This is a genomic window from Bradyrhizobium sp. HKCCYLRH3061 (assembly GCF_051168015.1).
Taxonomy (GTDB): Bacteria; Pseudomonadota; Alphaproteobacteria; order Rhizobiales; family Xanthobacteraceae; genus Bradyrhizobium.
The window spans coordinates 34144-58210 of the sequence record NZ_JBNPUE010000023.1 but is presented as its reverse complement, the minus strand read 5'-3'; the positions used below and the strand labels follow the sequence as shown (position 1 = coordinate 58210).

Genomic DNA, 24067 nt, shown 5'->3' with positions numbered 1-24067 from the left:
AGGGAGGGAATGCCACATGCAACAGCCGAACGCGGCAGACAGGCTGGACCTGGCGGCCATGGTCGCCGATCTCAACAGCCTGCTGCGGCTGAAGACGACCGTGATCGGCATCAAGATGTTTGCCCGCGTCGAGGACATGGAAGCGATCGAGAAGATCCGCCGTCCCAACGCGGTGCACACCACCGACCAGATCGTCAGCATGGCTTCGCGGCTCGGCTGGACCGTTGGCATCACCGGAGATGATCTCGTCGGCGCGCAGTGCCGCGCGGTGATCGGGCTCGGCCCGCAGGACGACACATGGCTCGAGGGCGCGAACTATGTTGGCGTCTGGCACGGCACGGCGGAGGACGCGCGCAAACGGCAGGAGGCGCTGGATGTCGTGCCGTTCGGCCGCCATCAGGCCATGGCGGTGAGCCCGCTGTCGAGCGGCCGGCTGGATCCGCCGGACATCTGTCTTGTCTATGCGACGCCGGGACAGATGATCATCCTGATCAACGGCCTGCAATATGTCGGCTACAAGAAGTTCGAGTGGGGCGTCGTCGGCGAGACCGCCTGCGCCGATTCCTGGGGACGCGCGCTGAAAACCGGCGAGCCGAGCCTGTCGCTGCCCTGCTTCGCCGAGCGCCGTTATGGCGGCGTGCCGGACGAGGAGATGCTGATGGCGCTGAAGCCGTCCGATCTCGCCAAGGCGATCGCCGGCATGAAGCAGCTCGCCAGGAACGGTCTGCGCTACCCGATCGCCCCTTACGGCATTCAGAACGACGTCCGCGCCGGCATGAGCGTGTCGTATGGGAAGAAGTGACATGTGTCGTCATTGCGAGCGAAGCGAAGCAATCCAGAGTTCCTTTTTTGAGACGGTCTGGATTGCTTCGTCGCAAGGCTCCTCGCAATGACCGAGTGACTGATCCGCAGTTGATCTCTAGGAAACAACAATGACGTCATCCAAGTTCGACCTCATCGTCTACGGCGCCACCGGTTTCACGGGCAAACTGGTCGCCGAATATCTCACCAAGCGATATGGCGGCGATAAATCGCTGCGCTGGGCGATGGCCGGCCGCAGCCTCGACAAGCTTGCCGCCGTGCGGGACGAGATCGGTGCGCCCGCAGATACGCCGCTGGTGGTTGCCGACGCGTCGGATCCTGCGTCACTGCAGGCGATGGTGGCGCAGACAAAGCTCGTGCTGACCACTGTCGGTCCGTATCAGCTCTACGGCAACGAGCTCGTCGCCGCCTGCGCCGAAACCGGCACCGACTATGTCGATCTCTGTGGCGAGCCGGTGTGGATGCGGCAGATGATCGACAAGCATCAGGCGACCGCCGAGAAGAGCGGCGCGCGCATCGTGTTCTCCTGCGGCTTCGATTCCGTCCCGTTCGAGCTCGGAGTCTACTTCGTGCAGCAGCAGGCGAGACGCGTGCTCGGCGCGCCCGCCGCCCGCGTGAAAGGCCGTGTCCGTGGCATGAGCGGGACTTTGTCGGGCGGCACCGCGGCGAGCGCCAAGGCGACGTTCGATGCGGTCGCCAAGGATCTCAGTCTCGTGCCGATCCTCAAGGACTCGTTCGCCCTGACGCCCGGCTTCAAGGGCCCCAAACAGCCGTCCGGCAACAAGCCGGCCTATGAGGAGGATCTGCAGTCCTGGACGGCGCCGTTCATGATGGCGCTGATCAACACCCGCAACGTCCACCGCTCCAACATGCTGATGGGTTTCCCGTACGGGCAGGATTTCATCTACGACGAAATGGTGCTGACCGGCCCGGGCGAGAAGGGCGAGGCCAACGCCAAGAAGGTGATGGCCGCCAATGCCGAGAAGACCGGACCGAACGCGCCGAAGCCGGGCGAGGGGCCGTCGAAGGAAGAGCGCGAGAACGGCTACTACAATCTTCTCTTCGTCGCGATCGCCCCCGACGGCCGCCAGGTCCGCGCCTCCGTGAAGGGCAACCGCGACCCCGGCTACGGCTCGACCTCGAAGATGATCAGCGAATGCGCCGTCGGCCTGCTGCGCGACGGCGCCGGTGTGAAGGGCGGCTTCTGGACCCCGGGCGCGGCGCTCCAGGACAGCCTGATCAAGCGGCTGGTCGACAATGCCGGCCTGACGTTCGCGGTGGAGGACTAGGAGGTTGCGATGTGCGGACCGATCCCTGCGGGTCGGTTCGCCTCGACCTGGTGGGCACGGGTCGCGGCGATCATGCCCCACATCGTGCCGAGCATCAGGAAGAAATGCCGCCAGTGATCGGTGTCGATGATGAAGCTTTCGCCGACAGTGCCGAGGAAGGCTGCGAAGACTGCGATGTAGGTGGGTTGCCACGGCACGCGCGCGAACAGATAGCGGAAGCCGAGGATGACGGTGGTGAACACGAGGGCGGGATAGCAGATGCCGGAGAGCCAGCCGCCGGACATGAAGGCGTTCAGATAGGAGTTGTGGGTGTCCTCGGGAAAGTAGTTGTGGAACTGCAGCGGTCCGATCCCGAACGGCAGATCGAGCGCCATGTCGGCGCCGAGGATGTGGCGTCCGAACCGGCCGAACCGCCCTTCGTCATAGCTCTGGTCGAAGCTCGCCCGCTGCTTGAACATGTCGGCGATGGAATCGATGGAGAGGAGTACGCCGATCAGGACGATGCCGGCCACCGCGGCCGCGAGCGTCATGAAAATGATGCGGGAACGTTCGCGCGGGGATGTGCTGGTCAGCACCATCAGCGCCAGCATGAAGGCAGCCGTGAGGACCAACCCGCCCCAGGCTGCCCGCGAGAACGCCAGCAGGATGGCGAGCGCCATCAAGCCGAGGGCAAAGCCGGCGCGCAATGTCGCGGCAAGGCGGGCGGTGACGACGTTCTGCAGCGCGAGCAGCGCCGGCAGGATCAGGAATGCGCCGAGCACGTTCGGGTCCTTGAACGTGCCGCGCGCGCGGCCATACAAGGTGAGGAGATCGTAACCGCCCGGCACCAGATGGAAGTAGCCGGCGACACCTGCGAGGGCCGCGATCGCGCCGCCCATCACGAGTCCGCGCCGGAGCATGTCGAGCCGTGCTTCGGTGTCGTCCGATACGAGCATGGCGATGAAGATCGCCGTGAACGCCATGTACCAGGAGGTGGCGATCCAGGTCGAGATCTTGGAATCGTCGAGCAGCGGTATGGCGCTGATCGTGTAGCCCAAATTCACCAGGACGAGCAGCAGCAGCAGCGGGACGAACACGAGACGCAGCCTCATGCCGGTCGCAATGAACACTGCTGCGGACGCGAGTGTCACGAGCTCGTAAGGGCTGGGTTCGATAAAGACGATGGCGCCGGATGCGCCGACCAGCCAGACCAGCGCGCGCTGCAGGGCGACGACGCCTGGAGGGGCCATCGGCCTGGATGCGAACTCTCCGGCTGCCGCCGTCATGGCCATCGCGAACTCACACTCATACGCAACGCATGGCGGGATCGGCCGGACACACGCGCGGAGCGGGCCTGCGCCCGCTCCGGATCCCCGCAATCAATAAGCGTTCTCGCTCTTGGTCATCAACGCCAGCGGCGTCTTGAGCAGGATGTAGAGGTCGAACAGCACGGACCAGTTCTCGATGTAGTAGAGGTCGAATTCGACCCGCTTCTGGATCTTCTCCTGGTTGTCGATCTCGCCGCGCCAGCCGTTGATCTGTGCCCAGCCGGTGATGCCCGGCTTGACGCGGTGGCGCGCGAAGTAGCCGTCGACAGCCTCGTCGAACATGCGGTTCTGCAGCTTGCCCTGAACCGCGTGGGGCCGCGGGCCGACCAGCGACAGGTTGCCCTTGAACACAACGTTGAAGAGCTGCGGCAGCTCATCGAGGCTGGTCTTGCGGATGAAGCGGCCGACGCGGGTCACGCGCGGATCGTTCTTGGTGACGACCTTGGACGCCGTGGGATCAGCCTGGTGGTGATAGAGCGACCGGAACTTGAAGACGTCGATTCGCTCGTTGTTGAAGCCGAACCGTTTCTGCCGGAACAGCACCGGCCCCGGACTGTCGAGCTTGATCGCGAGCGCGACCAGCGCCATCACCGGGAGCGCGAGCAGCAGGATGAGGCCGCCGACCAGTCGGTCGAACAGCATCTTCATCACCAGATCCCAGTCGGTGATCGGCGCCTCGAACACGTCGAGCGTCGGGACCGCACCGAGATAGGAATAGGAACGCGGGCGGAAACGCAATTTGTTGGTGTGGGCCGACAGGCGGATGTCGACCGGCAGCACCCACAGCTTCTTCAGCATGTCCAGGATACGGGTCTCGGCCGAGATCGGCAGCGCGAACAGCACCAGGTCGACGCGGGTTCGGCGCGCGAACTCCACGATATCATCGACCTTGCCGAGCTTCGGTGCGCCGGCGCAGGTCTCGAGCGAACGGGAGTCGTTGCGGTCGTCGAACACGCCGAGGATCTCGATCTCGGAGTCGTCCTGCGCCTTCAGCGCACGCACCAGATCTTCGCCGCTCTGGTCGGAGCCGACGATGATGGTCCGTCGATCGAGGCGGCCTTGTCGGGCCCAGCTGCGGATCAGGTTGCGCAGCACGACGCGGCTCGCGATCAACGCGCCGAGTCCGACGAAGAAGAACGCGGCGAGCCAGAGACGGGAGACCTCGCTGCCGATCTTGGCGAAGAAGGACAGTCCGATGAACAGCAGGAACACGAAGCAGTAGGACGAGATCATCCGGGTCATCTGCCGCACTTGGGCGCGGAAGACCTGGATCTGGTAGATGTCGGCGGCCTGGAAGCACACCACCGCGCTCACGGCGAGGCCGACGATGGCAACGAGATACTCCCAATGGAAGCCGCTGAGCGGAACCACGTAGCCGAAATAGACGGCGCTGCCGACGACGCTCAACAGCACGAAATCGGTGATGCGGACGATCCCGGCGAGGACGATTGGAGAATAGGCGCGGTGAACCTTCTGATTGGCGACTGCCAGGGCCGCCGGTGACAGGCGGCGACGCCGTTCAACGGCCGGCTTGCCTGCCGCGGTCGATGCGGCCGTGGCCGCAGCAGCATCCAACATCGAGCGAGCGTTGATCGGTTCCACAGTCGTACAAGCCCGGATTATGTTTGTTAGTATTTGTGGTCATGTAAGCGCTGATAGCGCCGGGGGAAATTCCCTACCGGCGGGATTACGGGCCAAATCGGAAGAAACGGTTAGCGATGGTAAATGACGTCAGGTCTTGGTAAACGCCTCGCGGTAGCTTTCGAGCACGCCCTCGACCATCGCCTTCTGCGAGAAATGCTGGAAGACGCGCTCGCGCAGCGCCTTTGCGCGGAGCTGCGCGGTGGCGGGATCGTCCAGCGCGGCCACGATGGCGTCGGCCAGCGCGGTCGCGTTGCCCGGCATGAATAGCGCGTCGTTATGCGGTCCGAAGATCTCGGGGATGCCGCCGACTCTGGCCGCGATCATCGGAACCCCGGCTGCACCCGCCTCGATCACGACATAAGGCATGGAATCGCCACGCGAGGGAACGACGAGCAGGCGTCCTTTGGAAAATCCATCGCGGGCCTTCACATGGCCGATGAAGCGCACCGCCGCCGCAAGACCGAGGCGTTCGACCTGAGCCTTGAGCTTTGACATCTCTTCGCCGTCGCCGCCCAACGTCAATGTCAGCGGCCGGCCACGGGAGCGCAGCTGCGCGACGGCGTCGATCAGCAGATCCGTGCCCTTGATGTGCCTGAACTCGCCGACATAGGCCAGGTCGGTCTGGTCCTGAGCCGGCGTGACCGGGTCGAATTCGCCTGCAGTGACGCCGTTGAAGACGCAATTCACCAATCCCCTGGGATGGCCGATCATGCGCTCATACGTGTCGCGGGCGAAGGCGCTCTCGAACAGGAAGAGATCTGTCCGGTTCATCAGCGCACGTTCAAGCCGGCCGTACAGCGCACCTTTGAGCGTGTCGAGCGGGTAGTGCAGCGAGCCGCCGTGAGGCGTGTAGATACGGATCGTTCCTGGCCGATGCGGCAGCAGGCGGACGAACGCGCCGGCCTTGGCGCCGTGGCCGTGCAGCACGTCGGGGGCGAGCGCACGGGAGAGGCGGTGGAACCGGGTCAGTGCTGGAATGTCGCTCGGCCAGGGCTCGCGATGAATGGGAATGCGATGGACACCGAGTGTCAGGCGGGGGGTGATCTGGGCCAGCGCGGCATCAGCGCGTTCGCCGCCGGTCAGGCTGTCCGCAATGATGCCGACGTCATGCCCGTGATCCACCTGACCGTTGGCAAGGTCGAGGATGTGACGAAAGATACCGCCGACGGGAGCTCTGACGGCGTGAAGGATTTTGAGAGGTTTGGTCTGCGACGGTGCCATGTCGAACTCGCCCGCGCCTTCGGCCTGCGCGTGGTTTTGCCAGGCGTCGCTGCGCGAGCTGATCTGACGACTGGCGGATAGAGGAAGCACGGGCGCCTCTCGTCGCTGAATATTGATAGCTCCAACCTCGATAGAGGCTTGATGGTTAACAAAGTCTCACTCGTCGTCGTTGCCAGGCAGGTTCGCTCCAGCATTGTGGCGATCTGGCGCAAGCCTACTTGTTGCGAGCAGCATATGGCGATGGATGACGATTGTTGGATAGGGCGAGGTTGCAGGCGCTCAGGTTAACCCGTCAGCAACCTTAATGGAGTGTAATTGTACCACGTATGGTGGTGGCGTGGCGTAGGTCTCGCGGGAGTGGATGATGCGGTTGGCGTTCTGGCGTGGCGGCAAGACGACACAGGTTGACGGAACCCCCGTTCGACCCGTGACAGGCTCGCCATCGTCGTCCGAGCCTGGCCCGGCCGGCGATCTCGATCTCCGGCTGGTCGGCCGCGCCTTGGCACGAAAGCGCGGCTTCATTCTTTTGCCGACGCTGCTCGCTCTCGTTCTGTCGATCACCGCAGTCAACATGATCACGCCGCGGTACAAGTCCGAAGCGCGGATCCTGATCGACGGCCGCGAAAACGTGTTCGTGCGGCCGAACGGCGAGCGTACCGAGGAGCGAACGGCACTCGATCCCGAGGCGGTCACCAGCCAGGTGCAACTGGTGCTGTCGCGCGATCTGGCGCGCGACATCATCAGGAAGAACAAGCTGGGCGAGCTGCCGGAGTTTGATCCCGTCCTGCGCGGCGTGTCGCCGCTGAAGTCCGTCTTGGCCATGGTCGGGCTCGTGAAGGATCCGCTTGCCATGACGCCGGACGAGCGCGTTATGGATGCCTATTACGAACGCCTGACGGTCTACGCCGTCGACAAATCGCGCGTCCTCGTCGTCGAGTTCCAGTCTCAGGATCCGGCGCTGGCCGCGCAGGTCGCGAATTCGATCGCGGACGGCTATCTCGTGGTTCAGCAGAATGCCCGGCAGGCGCAGGCGAAGTCGGCCAGCCAGTGGCTGGCTGGGGAGATCCAGGGCCTGCGCAAGAAGGTCGAGGAGGCGGAATCGCGGGTCGAGGAGTTCCGCGCCAAGTCGAATTCGTTCATGGGGACCAACAACACCTCGTTGTCCAACCAGCAGATGGGCGAGGTCAACACCCAGCTCAACAATGCCCGCGCCTTGAAATCGGACGCCGAGACCAAGGCGCGGCTGATCCGCGAGATGCTGCAGAGCGGCCAGCCGATCGAGGCATCCGAGGTGCTCAATTCCGAGCTGATGCGCCGCTTGTCGGAGCAGCGCGTGAGCCTGCGCGCGCAGCTCGCCGAGCAGTCGTCGACACTGCTCGACAATCATCCGCGCATCAAGGAACTGAAGGCGCAACTGGCTGATCTCGACCGCCAGATCCGCGACGAGGCCGGCAAGATCTCCCGCTCGCTCGACAGCGACGCGCGCATCGCCGACGGGCGGGTGCAGATGCTGAGCCAGAGCCTCGAGCAGGCCAAGAAGCAGGCCACCTCCACCAATGGCCTTGATGTCCAGCTGAGGGCGCTGGAGCGCGATGCCAAATCGCAGCGCGACCTGCTGGAATCGTATCTCGCCAAATACCGCGAGGCGAACACCCGCGAAACGCTCGACACGCCGCCGGCGGATGGACGGATCATCTCGCGGGCGGTGGTGTCGAATACGCCGGCCTATCCGAAGAAGCTGCCGATCGTGCTGATCGCGACGCTGGCGACCCTGATGCTGACCTCAGGCGTGGTCATCACCGGAGAGCTGCTGCGCCTCACGGCGCCGCGCGCGGCGGGCCCCACCGCCCCGGCCATGGGCAGCATGGCCGACGTCATGGTGCTCGCGGCGCGGGTCGAGCCGATGATCGCCCCGCGGACGGTTTCCGCATCGCCGGCCGTTACACCACCTTCGACGCCGGCGCCGGTTGAGGCCACGCATCCGGCTTTCGTACCGCCGCCCGTCACGGCCATGCAGGCGGCCGAGGCGCCGTCGGCCGAGCCGATCAAGCCAGCGCCGATGAACGAGCTCGAGCAGCTCGCATCCGATCTGCTCGCCGCGGGCGAGGGCGCCCGCAAGGTCACCGTGCTCGGCACGGCCGGCGGCGATGCCGTCACGTCCACCGCGCTCGCGATCGCCCGCACCATGGCGGCGCAGGCGCGCGTGGTGCTGGTCGACCTCGCCGGCAGCCCGCAATTGCTTGCAGGCGTCTCGGTCGATCCGGCCGCGCCCGGCCTGATCGAGCTGATGCTGGGCGAGGCGTCGTTCGCGTCCATCATCACCAAGGACCAGACCTCGCGGCTGCACATCGTCAACGCCGGCCGCCCGGGCGCGGACCGCAGCCAACTGCAATCGCCGCGGCTCGCGCTCGCCATCGACGCGCTGCTGCGGGTCTACGACCACGTCCTGCTCGACGCCGGCAACGCCTCCGACCTGCCGGCCGAGCTGTTGACCGCGGGCGCGCGCGCCGTCGTCGTGCCCGATCCCAACATGGCTGCCGAGGCGCGCAGCCAGATGAGCGAGCAGCTGCGCGAGGTCGGCTTCGGCGCCGTCACCATGCTGAAGGCACCGGCCGGAGGCGCCAACCGCACCCAGCCGGGGCCGCGCGGCGTCGCCGCCTAGTCTTCGGCCTTCTCGTCAGCCTTGGCGACGCCGCCACGCGATTGCAGCGCGCTGCGCAGCCGTTGTGCCAGACGGAACAGGGCAGGGCTGTGCTTGACGGCATGCTTGGCCCGACCGACCGCAGCCATCGTCGTCGCGGCGACGCGACCGCGCGCGGTCAACGCCATGAAGCTGTCGAAGATCGGCTCGTCGTGCTTGCAGAACATCCGCTTGTAGTCGTCCGATCCGATGCCGAGATCGAGGGCGCGAAAATCCTGTTGCGCGTAGTGATCGATGATCGAGCGCATCAGGATCAGCCCGGGGCTCCAGCGCGCATTCTCCGACAGCGTGTAGGTGTTGAACATCATCGAGAAGCGGGCCCCGTCGGCGACGCCGGCAAACAATGCGATGATCTCGTCGTCGCAGCGCAGCGCGTGGATATCGATGGCGCGATGCCCGCAGTCGAGCTTTGCCATGCAGGCGCTGCGCACGAAGGCCTCGACGCCTGCTTCCGCGAACACATTCGGCAGCCTCTGCTCGGCCATGCGGACCGGCTTGGTGCGGAAGAACCAGTCGAGCAGCTCGGTGACCTCTGCGTCGCTGCCCGCGACCATGTAGCGATAGCCGGGTAGCGCCTGCAGCTTCTTTTCCTTGCTCTTGAGCCGCTTGCGGAACGAATTCGACAGCAGCGCCGTCGGCGCGGCCCCCGGCGGCATCAGCAGCACCGGGCAGTCGTTCACGGACGGCTGGTGCGGCCATTGCGCCAGCGGATTGGCGACATCCCGCCAGCGCTCCGGCTGCTGCGTCAAGGCGAGCACGTCGACGCCGCCGCGATCGCGCAGCCCTGCGAGCAGGACGTCGAGATCGCCGGTGCTGGCGCGCGCGACGAATTCGCGATCCATCAGCGGCATGTTGAACGTCGTATGCTTGCCACCCATGAAGCTGGCGATGCGCACGCCGCAAGCGTGCCGCAACGTCAGCGGCAGCAGCAGCAACGGGCGTTGCTCGGCATCACGCCCGATGACGATGAACGGCGTCGCATGCTCGCGCGCGCCGACGTCGCGCTGCCATGCGCCCAGCAGGTCGAAGCGCTGGTAGGGGGTCGAGACATGGTCGGGGACTTCGAGCGCGCGCCAGATCGATTCGGCGGCGGCGAGATCGGACACGATGTCGACGCGTGCGAGCCCCGACGGCAGCCGCCGCGCGGGCGCCTGCGCCGTCCGGCTCTCGATCACGGCGGCCATGGTCATCGCGCAGCTCGCGTTGTCGTGAATGTTGTCTTGGAATTTTGTTGCTTGACGTCAGGAGACCCTCGCAAAGAAGTCTCAACAAAAGGTAATGGCAATGACTTCGTCCCAAATCGGGAAAGATACGAACAAAGATCTGTTCAAATCGGCAGCGCCTACGCGATCTTGACGGCGGATGGTCGCTATCATCGGATGGCGGTGATCATGACGCGATCGCGCCATGGTCTGTCCGCATCAGGTGGGCGCGGACGATCTGGTTTCAAGTGGGATTTTCGGAAGGGGCGCGGGAATTGTCGTCGGACAACAGGTGGCTGCGCAGCGCCCGGCTCGAGCTGGCCTATTTCAGCGGTCGCACGCTGCTCGCCTCGCGAGCCGCGGCCGGCGCCGGTGCCGTGCTGCGGTTCGAGCGGGTGCGGCCGCGGCGCAAGGGCGCGTTCCAGCCGCTGACATGCGCGGAGATCACGCCCGTCTTCCTCGACAAGGTGATCCGGGCGCTGAAGCGCTGGGGCTACGAGATCGTCTCGCTCGACGAGGCCTGCGGCCGGTCGGTCCGGCTGCCCGACAGCCGTCGCTTCGCCTGCCTGAGCTTCGACGGCGCCGCGAAGGACCTGATCACGCACGCCTATCCGGTGCTGGCGCACCACGGCGTGCCGTTCACCGTCTACGTGCCCTCGGCCTTTCCTGACGGGCTCGGCGAAGCCTGGTGGCTGGCGCTGGAGGCTGTGATCGCGCGCGAGGCCCGCATCAGCCTCGTGATCGATCATCGTGAGCAGCGCTTCAACGTGTTTACGCCGGCGGAAAAATACGAGCTGTTCGCGTATCTTTCGGCGTGGCTGCGCAAGCTGCCGCCAGCCGAGTTGTCGATCGCGATCCGCGACCTCTGCTCGCGCCACTCGGTCGATCTCACCGCGCTGAGCCGCGAGTCCGCGATGGACTGGGCCGACATCGCCCGGCTCGCCGCCGACCCCAACGTCACGATCGGCAGTGCCACCGTGCATTATCCCGTGCTCGCCAATCTCAGGGATGCCGACGCCCAGCGCGAGATTGCGATGGGCAGGGCGGTGCTGGAGACGGCGCTGCGCCGCCCGGTCCGGCACATGGCCTATCCGTTCGGCGACCGCTCCTCGTTCCGCCGCAGCGATGTCGTGCTCGCGGAGCAGGCGGGTTTCGTCAGCGCGGCCTCGGCGATGTCAGGCGTCGTGCAGAGCGAGGGCCGCACCCATCTGCACATGCTGCCGCGCATCGCCTGGGACGGCCGCTCACGCTCGCTGCGCGCCCTGAAGGTGCTGATGGCCGGGGTGACCCTGCCGCGGGAGAAAGTCGCGCAGCCGTCGAAGCTCGATCTCGGCTGATCAGCCCTGCTGCTGCTCCCGATCGGGGCGCAGCATCCAACTGACGATCGGCATCGCCGGCAGCACCCAGCCCATGCCGACGACGACGTAATACACCGCCTGCAGCCAGCCGGAATTGGCGATCAGGGGAAATTGCGCCATCACCATGCCCATCATCGACCAGGCGAAGGCGAGCAGGAGCAGCGCGACGGCGCCGATCAGTTTGCGGGTGCGGATCGTCATGACGGGATTGTCAGCCTCGGCTGGGGGCGGCGCGGCTTGCGCGCGATTTGGTCGGGATTATAAGGGCCTGTCAGCCCCGGTTCAATCGAGCGCTCAACATCCATGACCACGGTTCCCCGCACGACAGATCTCGCCGCGATCCGCATCTGGCTCCTCGTCGTGGCCGGCCTGATCGCGCTGATGGTGCTGGTCGGCGGCGCGACACGGCTGACCGAATCCGGGCTGTCGATCGTCGAATGGAAGCCGGTCACCGGCACCCTGCCGCCGCTGACGGATCAGGCCTGGAGCGACGCCTTCGCGGCCTACAAGACCATTCCGCAGTACCGGCAGATGAACGCCGGCATGACCCTGCACGCGTTCAAGACCATCTTCTGGTGGGAGTGGAGCCACCGGTTGCTCGGCCGCGTCATCGGCATGGTCTACCTGCTGCCCTTCCTGTGGTTCCTGTGGCGCGGCGCCGTCTCCGGGCCGCTCGGCCGCAGGCTGTGGCTGATCTTCGGCCTCGGCGCGCTGCAGGGCGCGGTCGGCTGGTGGATGGTGGCCTCCGGCCTCACCGAGCGCACCGAGGTGGCGCCGGTCCGGCTGGCGACGCATCTCGCGCTGGCGCTGCTGATCTACGCGTCGATCGTCTGGACCCTGCGGCGGCTCGCGCCGCGCGAGGAGGCCGAAGTGCCGGCGCGGCTGCGGCTGACGGCCTGGGTGCTGGTCGGAATCACCTTCGTGCAGCTCTATCTCGGGGCGCTGGTCGCGGGCCTGCGCGCCGGCCTCGTCTACAACACCTGGCCCGAGATCGACGGCGGCCTGATCCCGAAGGCGGCCAATCTGTGGATCCATTCGCCGTGGTGGATCAATCTGTTCGAGAACGATTTGACGGTGCAGTTCATGCATCGCATGACCGCCTACACGTTGTTGGCGCTGGCGGCGTGGCACGCCTTCGACGTGATGCGTGCCGGCGCCGGCCGCAACGTCGTGCGCGGCGCGCACCGGCTGCTGGCGGCGATCCTGGTGCAGGCGGTGCTCGGCATTCTCACCCTGCTTGCGCTGGTGCCGATCTCGCTGGCGCTGCTGCATCAGGGCACGGCCATCATCGTGTTGACGCTCGCCGTGCTGCAGGCCGAACGCCTGTCGCCGCGACGTGTCGCTGTTGTCGCCGTGCCGCGGACGGCCGTGGCGGCCGGGCAGGCGGGGTAGGGCGTTCTCGCGCTCGCTGTTGCAGCGACCTCCGCCGTCATTCCGGGGCGCCCGCAGGGCGAGCCCGGAATCCATTGAGCCGCGAGACACGCTGGAAAATGGATTCCGGGCTCGTGCTTCGCACGCCCGGGAATGACGACTGGGACGTTGGGCGCGAGCCAATGAGCGCCTTTGCGTGCAACTCCCGATCTCGCCAAGACATACACCCTCATCCTCGCGCGCTTGTGCGCCGAGCCATGCCGATCGTCTCGCCCCCGAAAAACGCGAGGGCGCAGGGAAGGCCGGATGCCTGGCCGGCACCCATGGCCCGCGTGCAAAGAAAAAAGCACGCGGCGGTCACCACAGGTACGGCCGAAAACACCCGGCCTTCCCCGCGCGATGGTTTTAACGCTTATACGCGATCTCCCCGGGGACCGGCTGTCTTGCCCCCGTCACCTCGCGCGATGCCGAAAGCACCGATACGAGACTTGGCGCCAGCGTCGGGGCGCCAGGACCACGCGATTTCGCCGTCCGTGACCAGCCGCTCGTCCGCGCAGACTCTCGTCCACGCACGGCCCGCCACGTCCACCGCATTCCCAATCCCACGCAACTGGACGATCCGGAAGCGCCCCTCGCTGGACAGGAACAAAGGCAGAATATGCTGATTTGCCGAAATATGCAAGAGCGTTGTCGCGCCGCTCCGGCTAAACGACATGCGCCAGACTTTGTCAGGGGATGATCGTACCGAATCCGTTTCACGCACCGCCGAATTTGCTATGCCGGTCAGCGAGATGTACACGGAATGGGGTGGACAATGCTGACGGGGGAACTCCGGTCCAAGATCGACAATGTCTGGAATGCGTTCTGGTCGGGGGGCATCGCCAATCCGATCGAGGTGATCGAGCAGATCACCTATCTGCTGTTCATCCGCGGCCTCGACGAGGCGCATACGCGCGAGGAGAACCGCGCCACCCGGCTGGGCAAGCCGATGGAGCGGCGCATCTTCCCCGAAGGCAAGGATGGCATCGGCAAGGGCGGCGGCGTCGCTTACGAGGAGATGCGCTGGTCGCGGCTGAAGAACAAGGACCCGGCAACGATGTTCGACATCGTCTCGGAGCACGTCTTTCCGTTCCTGCGCAAGATGGCCGACGCGGACACCGCGCACGCCACCCACATGAAGGGCGCGCGCTTCACGATTCCGACGCCGGCGCTGCTGGCGAAGGTGGTCGACCTGCTCGCCGACATCCCGATGGAGGACCGCGACACCAAGGGCGACCTCTACGAATACATGCTGGGCAAGATTGCCAGCGCCGGCCAGAACGGCCAGTTCCGCACCCCGCGCCACATCATCGCGCTGATGGTCGAGATGATGGCGCCGACCCGCAAGGACGTGATCTGCGATCCCGCCTGCGGCACCTGCGGCTTCCTGGTCCAGGCCGGCGAGTATCTGCGCGAGAACGACCCAAAACTGTTCCACGACAAGGAGAGCCGCGACCATTTCAACGAGGAGATGTTCCACGGCTTCGATTTCGACGGCACGATGCTGCGCATCGGCTCGATGAACATGACCCTGCATGGCGTCGACGATCCCGACATCCGCTACAAGGATTCGCTGTCGCAGGACCACGCCGCCGATTCCGACCGCTACAGCCTCGTGCTCGCCAATCCGCCGTTCGCCGGCTCGCTCGACTACGAGACCACGGCGAAGGACCTGCTGTCGATCGTCAAGACCAAGAAGACCGAGCTATTGTTCCTGGCGCTGTTTCTGCGGCTGCTGAAGCCCGGCGGCCGCGCCGCCGTGATCGTGCCGGACGGCGTGCTGTTCGGATCCTCCACCGCCCACAGGGCGATCCGGAAGATGCTGGTCGAGGACCACAAGCTCGACGGCATCGTCAAACTGCCGTCCGGCGTGTTTCGGCCGTATGCAGGTGTTTCGACTGCGATCCTGCTGTTCACCAAGACGAATTCGGGCGGCACGGATCACGTCTGGTTCTACGACTGCCAGGCCGATGGCATCTCGCTCGATGACAAGCGCAACCCGCTGCTGCCGACCGACAAGCTCGGCCCGCGCGCCAAGCTCGACGCAGGCGAGCACGATAAGAACAACCTACCTGACATCGCCGCGCGCTGGAAGGAGCGCAACGGCAGCGAGCGCGAGCGGCCGCGCACCGCGCAGAGTTTTTGTGTGCCGAAGGCGGAGATCGAGGCAGCCGGTTACGACCTCTCGATCAACCGTTACAAGGAGGTGGTGTATGAGGCCGCGCAGCATCGGCCGCCGAAGGAAATTATCGCCGAGCTGAAGGCGCTGGAGCAGGAAATTGCTGACGGGCTCGCGGAGTTGGAGGCGATGCTGTGAGCTTTGCGTTTCCCACAAAAAGACTTGCCGAACTGACGAGGGCGATCGACTATGGCGTGACAGCCTCTGCTTCGCCCGATGATACAGGAGCCAAATTTCTCCGGATCACAGACATTCAAAACGGTTCAGTGGACTGGAAGTCAGTGCCGTTTTGTAGCGCGCCAGAGGCAAAGCTCCGATCGGCTCGCCTTGACGACGGAGACATTGTGTTCGCGAGGACTGGCGCTACCACAGGGAAGAGCTTTCTGATTAGGAGGCCGCCTGATGGAGCTGTATTTGCGTCATACCTAATCCGCGTTAAGCCGACTGAATCTATCGATCCTAGCTATTTGTCTCATTTCTTCCAATCTCCAGGCTATTGGAGTCAGATAGAGAAAAGGACACAGGGAGCTGCGCAGGGTGGCGTCAACGCCACGAGCTTGAGTGAATTGGAAATCCCGCTCCCCCCGCTTGACGAGCAGCGGCGGATCGCGGCGATCTTGGACAAGGCCGATGCGCTGCGGCGGAAGCGGAGGCGGGTGATCGAAATTGGCGAGTGTCTCTCTAGCTCCGCGTTTCGAGAGATGTTCGGACGATCGCTTGGCCTGCCAGAAGTGTCGCTTGCAGAATTGATAGACCCTGATGATAAAATTAACTACGGCGTCGTTCAGCCGGGAGATAATGATCCAGATGGCGTTTTCTTGGTTCGTGTCTCAGACCTGCAGAATGGAAAGGTGAGCCATGCGCAGTTACGGAAGGTGGCTTGCGAGGTTAGTAACAAACACCGTCGGTCGTTGCTTCTAGGGTACGAGATTCTCATAAGTTGTGTGGGATCGACAGGTGGGATTGCGGTTGCAACTGAAGCCGAAAAGGGCTTCAACATTGCACGAGCTGTAGCCCGGGTCCCTATTAAGGATCGCGTCTTGCGGGACTATGTCGCAGAGTATCTACGATCATCGTCGGTTCAGGAGTATTTCAGGAAGGAACTGCGTACCGTCAGCCAGCCAACTCTGAATATCAAACAGATTTCAGAAACTAGAATTCCGCTTGCTCCGATAGCACGAATGCAAGCCTTTGTGCAGCAGGCCGAAACCATACGAGGGCTCCAAGAAGACGCTGCCGCAGCCGCCACGAGGCAGGATGCACTTTTCAAGTCTCTACAGCAACGCGCCTTTTCGGGAAGGTTTTGACGGCCGACATTCCGTTGAGGCGACGCTTCAAAAATAGGTATACTGGCCCAAGTGCAGTATGCCCCCGGGCAAGACTCTTACGCGTGGACCTTGGGCGCCTTACGCTTTACCTACTACGTGGTGGTCACTCGCAATGACTCACGCCGCCGAGTTCAGCGGCTTGGCGCGTTCGATCCGCTTGCGCTCGCGAGGGGAATGCATCGCCTCCCACAGGTCTCTTCGCCGCTGCACGTTGAGCCAGAACTCCGGGCTGTTGCCGAAGACGCGGGCCAGGATGAGGGCGGTGGGGGCGGTGACGTTGCGCTTGCCGTTGCAGAGTTCGTTGACGTGCTTGCGCTGCACGCCCATCGCCTCGGCCAGCGCGGTCTGCGTCAGCCCCATCGGCTGCATGAACTCCTCGACCAGGAGTTCGGCCACCGTGATCGGCTTGCGCTTGGTCATCAGCATGGATGCAACTCATACAGGTGTGATTCACCCTGCCATGGTGCAACCACGGGGGGAAGCCCCAAGTCGGGGGCAGGACGGGTCAAAGATGTGAGCGCCGGATGTGTAGAGATTCGTACTATCAGGATGGCGATCGGAGTTTTGCGCTCGCCTCTCGCCAAGTCGTCATGGCCGGGCTTGTCCCGGCCATCCACGTCGCTCGTCACGCTGGGAAGGACGTGGATGCCCGGGACAAGCCCGGGCATGACGGAGTTAATAATTGGGAGGGCTGTCGTCGCGGCAGTCCTGTTGAGCGCTGTCTCTGTTGTTTCCGGGCGTGACGAAGGCAGGTTGGAGTCTCAGCTCAGAGCATCTGCCGGCGTCGTGTAAGTTCTTCCAGGCGAGCCATGGATGGACTCGGCCGCCGCACTTAGAGCTTCGCGACTTGCCTGCCGCGCGGCGACTTGACGAATGGTAGAATGCATCCGATGGTTGAAGGTGATCCGGTATGGCCGGATCGGTCTGGGCAGACGCGGATGATCCGGCAGGATGGCGGTCACGCGAGGGGAGCGCCAGAGGAGCTGAATGTCCAACTTCGCCTTTCTCGCCGCTGAATTTCCGGCCGTGCACGAGGCGGCGGTCGAGGCCGAGCGCCAGGCGGCGGTGTCGCCGACCGCGGCGGCATTCTTTGCCGGCAAGACCGTCGAGGTCGCGGTGAAATGGGCGTTCAAGTCCGATCCCGCACTGAAGCTGCCCTATCAGGACAACATCGCGGCGCTGCTGCACGAGCCGAGCTTCCGCCGGGCGGCGGGCGAGGCGGTGTTTGCCAAGGCGAAATACATCAACACACTGCGGAACCGGGCCGTCCATGAGGCGCGCCGGATCAGCGCCGGCGATGCCACCGGCGCGGTCAAGGAGCTGTTCCACGTCTGCTTCTGGTTCGCCCGGACCTATGCCAAGGCCAAGCCGGCCGACGGGCTGACTTTCGACCCGGCCGTGCTGTCGCGCCGCGACGAGGTGTTGAAGAAGGCGTTCGTCCAGCTCAAGACCCAGCAGGCCGAGCTCGACGCCAAGGACGGCGAGCTGACAAAGCTGCTGCTCGACAAGGACAACCTCGACACTGAACTGAAGAAGCTGCGTGCCGAGGTCGCCGCCGCGCGGAATGAGGCCGAGGCGAAGCCGGACCAGCACAATTACGACGAGGCGGAGACCCGCGACCGCTTTATCGACCTGTTGCTGCGCGAGGCCGGCTGGGCGCTGGACCAGCCTGAGGATCGCGAGTTTCGCGTCGAGGGCATGCCGAACAATGAGGGCGTGGGCTTTGTCGACTACGTCCTTTGGGGCGCGGACGGCAAGCCGCTCGGCCTGGTCGAGGCCAAGCGCACGCGCAAGGATGCGCGATCCGGCCAGCAGCAGGCCAAGCTCTATGCCGACCGTCTGGAGGCGCGCTACGGCCAGCGCCCGGTGATCTTCTATTCCAACGGCTACGAGCACTGGATCTGGGACGACACCCGCTACCCGCCGCGGCAGATCGGCGGCTTCTACAAGCGCGACGAGCTGGAGCTCCTGATCCAGCGCCGCATCGGGCGGAAGCAGCTCGGCTCGGAGGCGATCAACCGCAAGATCGTCGAGCGGCCCTATCAGCACCGGGCGATCCGCTCGATCGCCAAGCATTTCGAGGAGGACCGCGAGCGCAAGGCGCTGCTGGTGATGGCGACCGGCTCCGGCAAGACCCGCACCGTGATCGCGCTGGTCGACCTTTTGATGCGCGCCGGCTGGGTCAAGCGGGTGCTGTTTCTTGCCGACCGTGTCGCGCTGGTGAACCAAGCGGCCGGCGCGTTCAAGGCACATCTGCCGGACGCCGCGCCGGTCAATCTGGTGACCGACCGCACCGCCGACGGCCGCGTCTTCATCTGCACCTATCCGACCATGATGGGGCTGATCGACGGCCGGCAGCAGGGCAGGCTGACATTCGGTCCCGGCCATTTCGACCTGATCGTGATCGACGAGGCGCACCGCTCGGTCTACCAGCGCTATCGCGCCATCTTCGAGTATTTCGATTCCTTCCTGGTCGGGCTGACGGCGACGCCGAAGGACGAGATCGACCGCAACACCTATTCGCTGTTCGACCTCGAAGACGGCGTGCCGACCGATGCCTATTCGCTGGAGGAGGCGGTGGCCGAGGGGCACCTGGTGCCGCCGAAGACGATCTCGGTGCCGCTGAAAATCGTCCGCTCCGGCCTCCGCTATGACGACCTCTCGGCGGAGGAAAAAGACCAGTGGGACATGCTGGAATGGGGCGAGGACGACGTCCCCGATACGGTCGAAGCGGCGGAGGTCAACAAGCGGCTGTTCAACGAGGAGACGGTCGATCTCGTCATCGCGCATCTGATGCAGAACGGCATCAAGGTCGAAGGCGGCGACCGGCTCGGCAAGACCATCATCTTCGCCAAGAACGAGGACCACGCCAAATATATCGAGACCCGCTTCAACGTGGCCTATCCGGCGCTGGCCGGGCATTTCGCCCGCGTCATCACCCATAAGACCGGCGCCTATGCGCAGACCTTGATCGACGACTTCTCGATCAAGACCAAGGTGCCGCATATCGCCATTTCCGTCGACATGCTCGACACCGGCATCGACGTGCCGGAGGTGGTCAATCTCGTGTTCTTCAAGCCGGTGCGCTCGAAGACCAAGTTCTGGCAGATGATCGGGCGCGGCACGCGGCTGTGTCCGGACCTGTTCGGTCCTGGGCAGGACAAGGAGGAGTTTTGCGTCTTCGACTATTGCCAGAACATCGAGTTCTTCGGCGCCAATCCGGAGTTGAAGGAAGCCTCCGCGGCGAAGTCGCTGTCCGAGCGGCTGTTCGCCGGCCGGCTCGACCTGGTGCGGGCGCTGGACGAGAAGTTCTCGAAGGCGGCAGCCGCAGGCGGCTTCTCGGCCGGCGGACAGGCGCCTTATGAGGGTGACGAAGGCGAGCCACCGAGCGAGCCGGAGATTCGAGCGTCCGCTGCCGCGACCTTGCAGGCGATCGTCGGCGGGCTCAACACCGACAATTTCATCGTCCGGAAGCATCGCCGCGCGGTCGAGAAGTATCGCGAGCCCAAGGAGTGGGACGCGATCGACGAGCACAAGCGCGAGGAGCTGGTCGAGGAGATCGCGCCGCTGCCGTCGAGCCACATGCTCGGCACCGAGGACGCCAAGCGCTTCGACCTCCTGATGTTCCAGCTCGAGCTGGCGCTGCTCAAGGGCTCCAAGCGCTTCGACAATCTCCGCAAGCAGCTCCTGGAGATCGCGTCAGCCCTGGAGGACCAGACCGGCATTCCGGCGATCGCCCGGCATGCCGAGCTGATCGAGGAGATCCAGACCGATCAATGGTGGGAAGGCGTCACCGTGCCCTTGCTGGAGCTGGTGCGCCTGCGGCTGCGCGACCTGATCCAGCACATCGAGAAGGGACGCAAGACCGTCGTCTATTCCAACTTCGCCGACGAGATCGGCGAGGGGGTCGAGCTGCAATTGCCGCAGGTGGGCGAGGCCGACTTCGCCCGCTTCAAGGCCAAGGCCCGGCACTTCCTGCGCGCGCATCAGGACAATCTGGCGCTGGCCAAGCTGCGCCAGGGCAAGCCGCTGACGGCCTACGACCTGACCGAGCTGGAGCGGATGCTGCTGGAGGCCGGCATCGGCGAAGCCGGCGACATCGCGCGGGCCAGGGAGGTCAGCCACGGCTTCGGCCGCTTCGTGCGCTCGCTGGTCGGGCTCGACCGCGCAGCGGTCAGCTCAGCCTTCGGCGAGTTCATCGCCGGCGGCACGGCGTCGGCGGCGCAGATCGAATTCATCGACATGGTGATCGAGCACCTGACCGATCAGGGCGTGATGGACCCGGCGCTGCTCTACGAGCCGCCCTTCACGGGCATCGCGCCGACCGGGCCGGAGCATCTGTTCGACGAGAACAGGGTGGTCAAGCTGTTCGAGACCATCAAGGCGATCAACGAGAGCGCGGTGGCGTAGTGCTCCCTCAGCAATACCCGTACACGCCGCAGGCATAGGGCAGGCGGACCATGTAGTCCGGGTAGCCCCCACCGCCGTAATACGCGCCCTGGTAGTCGTAGGAGAAGGCGCGGCCGTAATAGCCGGGCAGCTCCTGGCGGCCGAGCAGCAGCGGCGTGGAGGGCCACATCGGGGAGATCAGCGAGTCCTGGTCCTTGACGACGACGATTGTGGGCGGCGCCTTGACGGCGCGGCGGGCCTTGTAGTGGACGAGCTTGTCGTGGACGGCCGGCAGGTCGGCTGCGAGCACGACGCCATTCGCCGCGATGGCCGCCAGCAGCATCATGATCACCAACGTTCGCATTCTGCTCTCCTTGCAGCTCCGGGACGGCCGGCGTGATGCCATGCGACATCGGTGCTGTTGGCTGCACCGGAGCGATTCCATGGCCGGCAGGATGGGCCCTGTATGGTTAACGAAAACCTTCCAGCGCGCGGAACGGGGCTGCAATCACCCGTAGAAGGACGGGCTTTTTCAGCTTTTGTTAAGTTCTGCGGGTGCAAGGTTACGGGTGCCGGCGATTTTGAAGGCCGGCTGGACGCAAACCAGCACTGTCTGCGTCCGGGATGAAAATCTCTGCTGCATTTCCATCAGAGTGTCAGACCAGAAGGGTTCGCGCATGTCGGTCATCGTGATGTCGGCGTCCGCACGTCTCAGGCTGCTGTCCAGGACTGAAGCGTCGCAACCGCATCTTGCCATCGCCGACGAGGTCGCCGCCTGTCGCCAGGCGCTGACGGCGCGCCGGTCGATCGCGACCGCCGCGCTTCCGCTGACGAGCCCTGCGCAGGCGAGCCTGCTGGTGCTGCTGAGCTAGATCCGGAGTTAACGAGGGCGCGGTCCGAGACGCCGGCAACGGCATGACCGTGGGACGAAAGAGAGCGCGCAAGGCCAGGGGAGGCCTGTCGCGCTCTCTTTGTTTTCGAGGCCCGGATCGCCATCTCGGTCTCAGCCGTTCGTCAAGCCCCGGGCATGACGTCGATGGCGATATGCGTGTGCAACTCGCGTCTGAGATCGCCGCACGTTCAGCGCAGCTGCCGACCCGCCTACGCGCTCAGCGCCTGCTCGAGGTCGGCGATCAGGTCTTCCTTGTCCTCGATGCCGACGGAGATGCGGACGATGTCGGGGCCGGCGCCGGCCTTGATCTTGGCGGCATCGTCGAGCTGGCTGTGGGTGGTCGAGGCCGGGTGGATCACCAGCGAGCGGGTGTCGCCGACATTGGCGAGATGCGAGAACAGCTTCAGGTTCGACACCAGCTTGACGCCGGCGTCGTAGCCGCCCTTGAGCGAGAAGGTGAAGACCGCACCGGCGCCCTTCGGGCAGTATTTGCGCGCGAGCGTGTGATACTTGTCCTCGGGCAGGCCGGCGTAGCTCACCGCCGCCACGGCGGGATGCCTGCTGAGATATTCCGCGACGGCCTTGGCGTTGTCGCAGTGCTTCTGCATGCGCAGCGGCAAGGTCTCGATGCCGGTGAGGATCATGAACGCGTTGAACGGCGACAGCGCGGGGCCGAGATCGCGCAGGCCCAGCACGCGGCAGGCGATCGCGAAGGCGAAATTGCCGAACGTCTCGTGCAGCCGGATGCCGTGATATTCGGGGCGCGGCTGCGTCAGCATCGGATATTTGTCGCCGCTGCCGGCCCAGTCGAAGGTGCCGGCGTCGACGATGACGCCGCCGATCGAGTTGCCGTGGCCGCCGAGGAACTTGGTCAGCGAGTGCAGCACGATGTCGGCGCCGTGATCGATCGGGCGGATCAGGTACGGCGAGGCGAGCGTGTTGTCGACGATCAGCGGCACACCGGCCTTGCGCGCGACCTGCGCGATGGCCTCGATGTCGGTGACGCTTCCGCCGGGATTGGCGAGCGACTCGATGAAGATCGCCTTGGTGCGCGGCGAGACCGCGGCCTCGAAGCTCGCGACGTCATCGGTGTCGGCCCACACCACGTTCCAGCCAAAGCTCTTGAACGAATGCGTGAACTGGTTGATCGAGCCGCCATAGAGTTTTCGTGCGGCAATGAATTCGTCGCCGGGGGACAGCAACTGCTGCAGCGCCACGACCTGCGCGGCATGGCCCGAGGCAACGGCCAGCGCGGCGGTGCCGCCCTCGAGCGCGGCGACGCGCTCCTCCAGCACCGCGTTGGTCGGGTTGCCGATGCGGGTGTAGATGTTGCCGAACGCCTGCAGCCCGAACAGCGAGGCGGCGTGGTCGGCATCGTTGAACACGAAGGACGTGGTCTGGTAGATCGGCGTCGCCCGCGCGCCGGTGGTCGGGTCGGGCTGGGCGCCGGCGTGAATGGCGAGGGTGGCAAATCCCGGGGCACGTTCGGTCATGGTGTTTCCTCTTGGCTTGATCCGTTGCGCGCCGGCGCCGGCTGGCGCAGGGATCGATGATGGGAGACGGTGTCGATAGCGCGCATCGTGCGCCTCCGCGTCATCCCGGCGGAGGACATTTGCCAGCGGCCAGGATGGCGTCAAGGCTGCCGGCGCGGATCGCTCCGATTTGAAATGCGCTGCTGTGTCGCGCCGTCGTCGCGACACGTTCCTTTCGCAGATGCGTCAGGTGGGATCGCTTCTGTCCTTCGCGGCGCGGTCGGCCGCGGCCGTCGCGCCGCCGCCGACGCTGGTGCGGTTCAGCGACAGCCGCATGCCCTGGGTCGGGATTGGCGCGCGCTTGGCGCTGATGGTGCGGGAGTTGACGCCCATCCACGAGATCTCCGACGACAGCCGGCCATACTCGATCTTGGGGCATCGGTTCATCACGACCTTCAGCCCGGCGGCCTCGGCCTTCTCGGCCGCCGCATCGTCACGCGCGCCGAGCTGCATCCAGATCACCTTCGGCAAGGGTGAGAGCTTCAGCGCCTCGTCGACGACGGGCATGATGTGCTGCGAGCTCCGGAAGATGTCGACCATGTCGATCGGGCGGCCGATGTCGGCGAGCGAGGCGACGAAGGGGCGGCCCATCAGGCTCTTGCCGACATGGCCGGGATTCACCGGGATCATGTCGTAGCCGCGTTGCACCAGATATTTGAAGGCGAAGAAGCTCGGCCGGATCTCGGACGGCGAGGCGCCGACCATCGCGATCACCTTCACACCGTTGAGAATGCCGCGGATGTAGTCGTCGGGGTAGGTGTCGTGATTCATGGGCTCGCGCTTCTATTAGTTG

The 24067-nt window shown here is 65.0% G+C and carries 18 protein-coding genes; 9 read left to right on the top strand and 9 right to left on the bottom strand.

What is annotated here, in order from left to right:
* The first annotated feature begins 16 nt into the window (after positions 1-16).
* Together ACQR2C_RS29000 and ACQR2C_RS28995 are read left to right on the top strand one after the other, a co-directional pair.
* Positions 17-802 (top strand): DUF169 domain-containing protein, encoded by a 786-nt coding sequence (locus ACQR2C_RS29000; RefSeq protein WP_315799654.1) that lies wholly within the window; start codon positions 17-19, stop codon positions 800-802.
* A gap of 130 nt (positions 803-932) precedes the next feature.
* Entirely contained in the window at positions 933-2111 is a 1179-nt protein-coding gene (locus ACQR2C_RS28995; protein WP_434882647.1) for a saccharopine dehydrogenase family protein, read from the top strand.
* Here ACQR2C_RS28995 and ACQR2C_RS28990 read toward each other — a convergent pair.
* The 3 genes from ACQR2C_RS28990 to ACQR2C_RS28980 form a co-directional block, all read right to left on the bottom strand.
* The gene (locus tag ACQR2C_RS28990) at positions 2108-3382 is read right to left on the bottom strand and encodes an O-antigen ligase family protein (protein WP_434882646.1); all 1275 of its coding nucleotides are present in this window, start codon (positions 3380-3382) and stop codon (positions 2108-2110) included. The genes ACQR2C_RS28995 and ACQR2C_RS28990 overlap by 4 nt on opposite strands.
* A gap of 87 nt (positions 3383-3469) precedes the next feature.
* Positions 3470-4996 (bottom strand): undecaprenyl-phosphate glucose phosphotransferase, encoded by a 1527-nt coding sequence (locus ACQR2C_RS28985; protein ID WP_434882645.1) that lies wholly within the window; start codon positions 4994-4996, stop codon positions 3470-3472.
* Positions 4997-5149: 153 nt separating this feature from the next.
* Entirely contained in the window at positions 5150-6283 is a 1134-nt protein-coding gene (locus ACQR2C_RS28980) for a glycosyltransferase family 4 protein (protein WP_434882662.1), read from the bottom strand.
* Between the two features lie 364 nt (positions 6284-6647).
* On the opposite strand from ACQR2C_RS28980, the gene ACQR2C_RS28975 reads away from it, so the two are divergent.
* Positions 6648-8945 (top strand): GumC family protein, encoded by a 2298-nt coding sequence (locus ACQR2C_RS28975; protein WP_434882644.1) that lies wholly within the window; start codon positions 6648-6650, stop codon positions 8943-8945.
* Here the strand turns inward: ACQR2C_RS28975 and ACQR2C_RS28970 are convergent.
* Positions 8942-10174 carry a GNAT family N-acetyltransferase gene (locus ACQR2C_RS28970; RefSeq protein ID WP_434882643.1) on the bottom strand — a complete coding sequence of 411 codons (1233 nt, stop codon included), beginning with the start codon at positions 10172-10174 and terminating at the stop codon, positions 8942-8944. The genes ACQR2C_RS28975 and ACQR2C_RS28970 overlap by 4 nt on opposite strands.
* 287 nt (positions 10175-10461) lie before the next feature.
* On the opposite strand from ACQR2C_RS28970, the gene ACQR2C_RS28965 reads away from it, so the two are divergent.
* Entirely contained in the window at positions 10462-11523 is a 1062-nt protein-coding gene (locus tag ACQR2C_RS28965; protein WP_434882642.1) for a polysaccharide deacetylase family protein, read from the top strand.
* Here ACQR2C_RS28965 and ACQR2C_RS28960 read toward each other — a convergent pair whose 3' ends face one another.
* Positions 11524-11745, bottom strand: coding sequence for a DUF2842 domain-containing protein (locus ACQR2C_RS28960; protein WP_315799662.1), 222 nt, complete (start codon positions 11743-11745; stop codon positions 11524-11526). It lies immediately after the preceding gene.
* Positions 11746-11847: 102 nt separating this feature from the next.
* Here ACQR2C_RS28960 and ACQR2C_RS28955 point away from each other — a divergent pair, with 102 nt between their 5' ends.
* The 3 genes from ACQR2C_RS28955 to ACQR2C_RS28945 all read left to right on the top strand — a co-directional run bounded on the left by ACQR2C_RS28955 (position 11848) and on the right by ACQR2C_RS28945 (position 16440).
* Positions 11848-12936: a COX15/CtaA family protein gene (locus ACQR2C_RS28955; RefSeq protein WP_434882641.1), complete on the top strand. Its 1089-nt coding sequence runs from the start codon at positions 11848-11850 to the stop codon at positions 12934-12936.
* 793 nt (positions 12937-13729) lie between these two features.
* Positions 13730-15271 (top strand): type I restriction-modification system subunit M, encoded by a 1542-nt coding sequence (locus ACQR2C_RS28950; RefSeq protein WP_434882640.1) that lies wholly within the window; start codon positions 13730-13732, stop codon positions 15269-15271.
* A complete protein-coding gene (locus tag ACQR2C_RS28945; RefSeq protein WP_434882639.1) occupies positions 15268-16440 on the top strand; it encodes a restriction endonuclease subunit S in 1173 nt (390 codons plus the stop codon). The genes ACQR2C_RS28950 and ACQR2C_RS28945 overlap by 4 nt, the downstream gene beginning before the upstream one ends.
* Before the next feature lie 138 nt (positions 16441-16578).
* Here ACQR2C_RS28945 and ACQR2C_RS28940 read toward each other — a convergent pair whose 3' ends face one another.
* On the bottom strand, positions 16579-16887 hold the full coding sequence (locus ACQR2C_RS28940; protein ID WP_434882638.1) for a HigA family addiction module antitoxin: 309 nt from the start codon (positions 16885-16887) through the stop codon (positions 16579-16581).
* Positions 16888-17448: 561 nt separating this feature from the next.
* On the opposite strand from ACQR2C_RS28940, the gene ACQR2C_RS28935 reads away from it, so the two are divergent.
* On the top strand, positions 17449-20871 hold the full coding sequence (locus ACQR2C_RS28935) for a DEAD/DEAH box helicase family protein (RefSeq protein ID WP_434882637.1): 3423 nt from the start codon (positions 17449-17451) through the stop codon (positions 20869-20871).
* 7 nt (positions 20872-20878) lie between these two features.
* On the opposite strand, the gene ACQR2C_RS28930 is transcribed toward ACQR2C_RS28935, so the two are convergent.
* Positions 20879-21214, bottom strand: a complete 336-nt coding sequence (locus ACQR2C_RS28930) for a hypothetical protein (RefSeq protein WP_434882636.1) — start codon at positions 21212-21214, stop codon at positions 20879-20881.
* Positions 21215-21527: 313 nt separating this feature from the next.
* Here ACQR2C_RS28930 and ACQR2C_RS28925 point away from each other — a divergent pair, with 313 nt between their 5' ends.
* Entirely contained in the window at positions 21528-21722 is a 195-nt protein-coding gene (locus ACQR2C_RS28925) for a hypothetical protein (protein ID WP_315799668.1), read from the top strand.
* A gap of 229 nt (positions 21723-21951) precedes the next feature.
* On the opposite strand, the gene ACQR2C_RS28920 is transcribed toward ACQR2C_RS28925, so the two are convergent.
* A complete protein-coding gene (locus ACQR2C_RS28920; protein ID WP_434882635.1) occupies positions 21952-23235 on the bottom strand; it encodes an O-acetylhomoserine aminocarboxypropyltransferase in 1284 nt (427 codons plus the stop codon).
* Between the two features lie 225 nt (positions 23236-23460).
* Positions 23461-24045, bottom strand: a complete 585-nt coding sequence (locus ACQR2C_RS28915) for a CoA-binding protein (RefSeq protein WP_315799670.1) — start codon at positions 24043-24045, stop codon at positions 23461-23463.
* Between the last annotated feature and the right edge of the window lie 22 nt (positions 24046-24067).

Coding starts and splice junctions, on each gene's coding strand:
- ACQR2C_RS28960 (WP_315799662.1), bottom strand. CDS start 11,745: ATGACGATCCGCACCCGCAAACTGATCGGCGCCGTCGCGCTGCTCCTG.
- ACQR2C_RS28975 (WP_434882644.1), top strand. CDS start 6,648: ATGCGGTTGGCGTTCTGGCGTGGCGGCAAGACGACACAGGTTGACGGA.
- ACQR2C_RS28955 (WP_434882641.1), top strand. CDS start 11,848: ATGACCACGGTTCCCCGCACGACAGATCTCGCCGCGATCCGCATCTGG.
- ACQR2C_RS28925 (WP_315799668.1), top strand. CDS start 21,528: ATGTCGGTCATCGTGATGTCGGCGTCCGCACGTCTCAGGCTGCTGTCC.
- ACQR2C_RS28995 (WP_434882647.1), top strand. CDS start 933: ATGACGTCATCCAAGTTCGACCTCATCGTCTACGGCGCCACCGGTTTC.
- ACQR2C_RS28940 (WP_434882638.1), bottom strand. CDS start 16,887: ATGCTGATGACCAAGCGCAAGCCGATCACGGTGGCCGAACTCCTGGTC.
- ACQR2C_RS28920 (WP_434882635.1), bottom strand. CDS start 23,235: ATGACCGAACGTGCCCCGGGATTTGCCACCCTCGCCATTCACGCCGGC.
- ACQR2C_RS28990 (WP_434882646.1), bottom strand. CDS start 3,382: ATGGCCATGACGGCGGCAGCCGGAGAGTTCGCATCCAGGCCGATGGCC.
- ACQR2C_RS29000 (WP_315799654.1), top strand. CDS start 17: ATGCAACAGCCGAACGCGGCAGACAGGCTGGACCTGGCGGCCATGGTC.
- ACQR2C_RS28930 (WP_434882636.1), bottom strand. CDS start 21,214: ATGCGAACGTTGGTGATCATGATGCTGCTGGCGGCCATCGCGGCGAAT.
- ACQR2C_RS28970 (WP_434882643.1), bottom strand. CDS start 10,174: ATGACCATGGCCGCCGTGATCGAGAGCCGGACGGCGCAGGCGCCCGCG.
- ACQR2C_RS28985 (WP_434882645.1), bottom strand. CDS start 4,996: ATGTTGGATGCTGCTGCGGCCACGGCCGCATCGACCGCGGCAGGCAAG.
- ACQR2C_RS28980 (WP_434882662.1), bottom strand. CDS start 6,283: ATGGCACCGTCGCAGACCAAACCTCTCAAAATCCTTCACGCCGTCAGA.
- ACQR2C_RS28935 (WP_434882637.1), top strand. CDS start 17,449: ATGTCCAACTTCGCCTTTCTCGCCGCTGAATTTCCGGCCGTGCACGAG.
- ACQR2C_RS28915 (WP_315799670.1), bottom strand. CDS start 24,045: ATGAATCACGACACCTACCCCGACGACTACATCCGCGGCATTCTCAAC.
- ACQR2C_RS28950 (WP_434882640.1), top strand. CDS start 13,730: ATGCTGACGGGGGAACTCCGGTCCAAGATCGACAATGTCTGGAATGCG.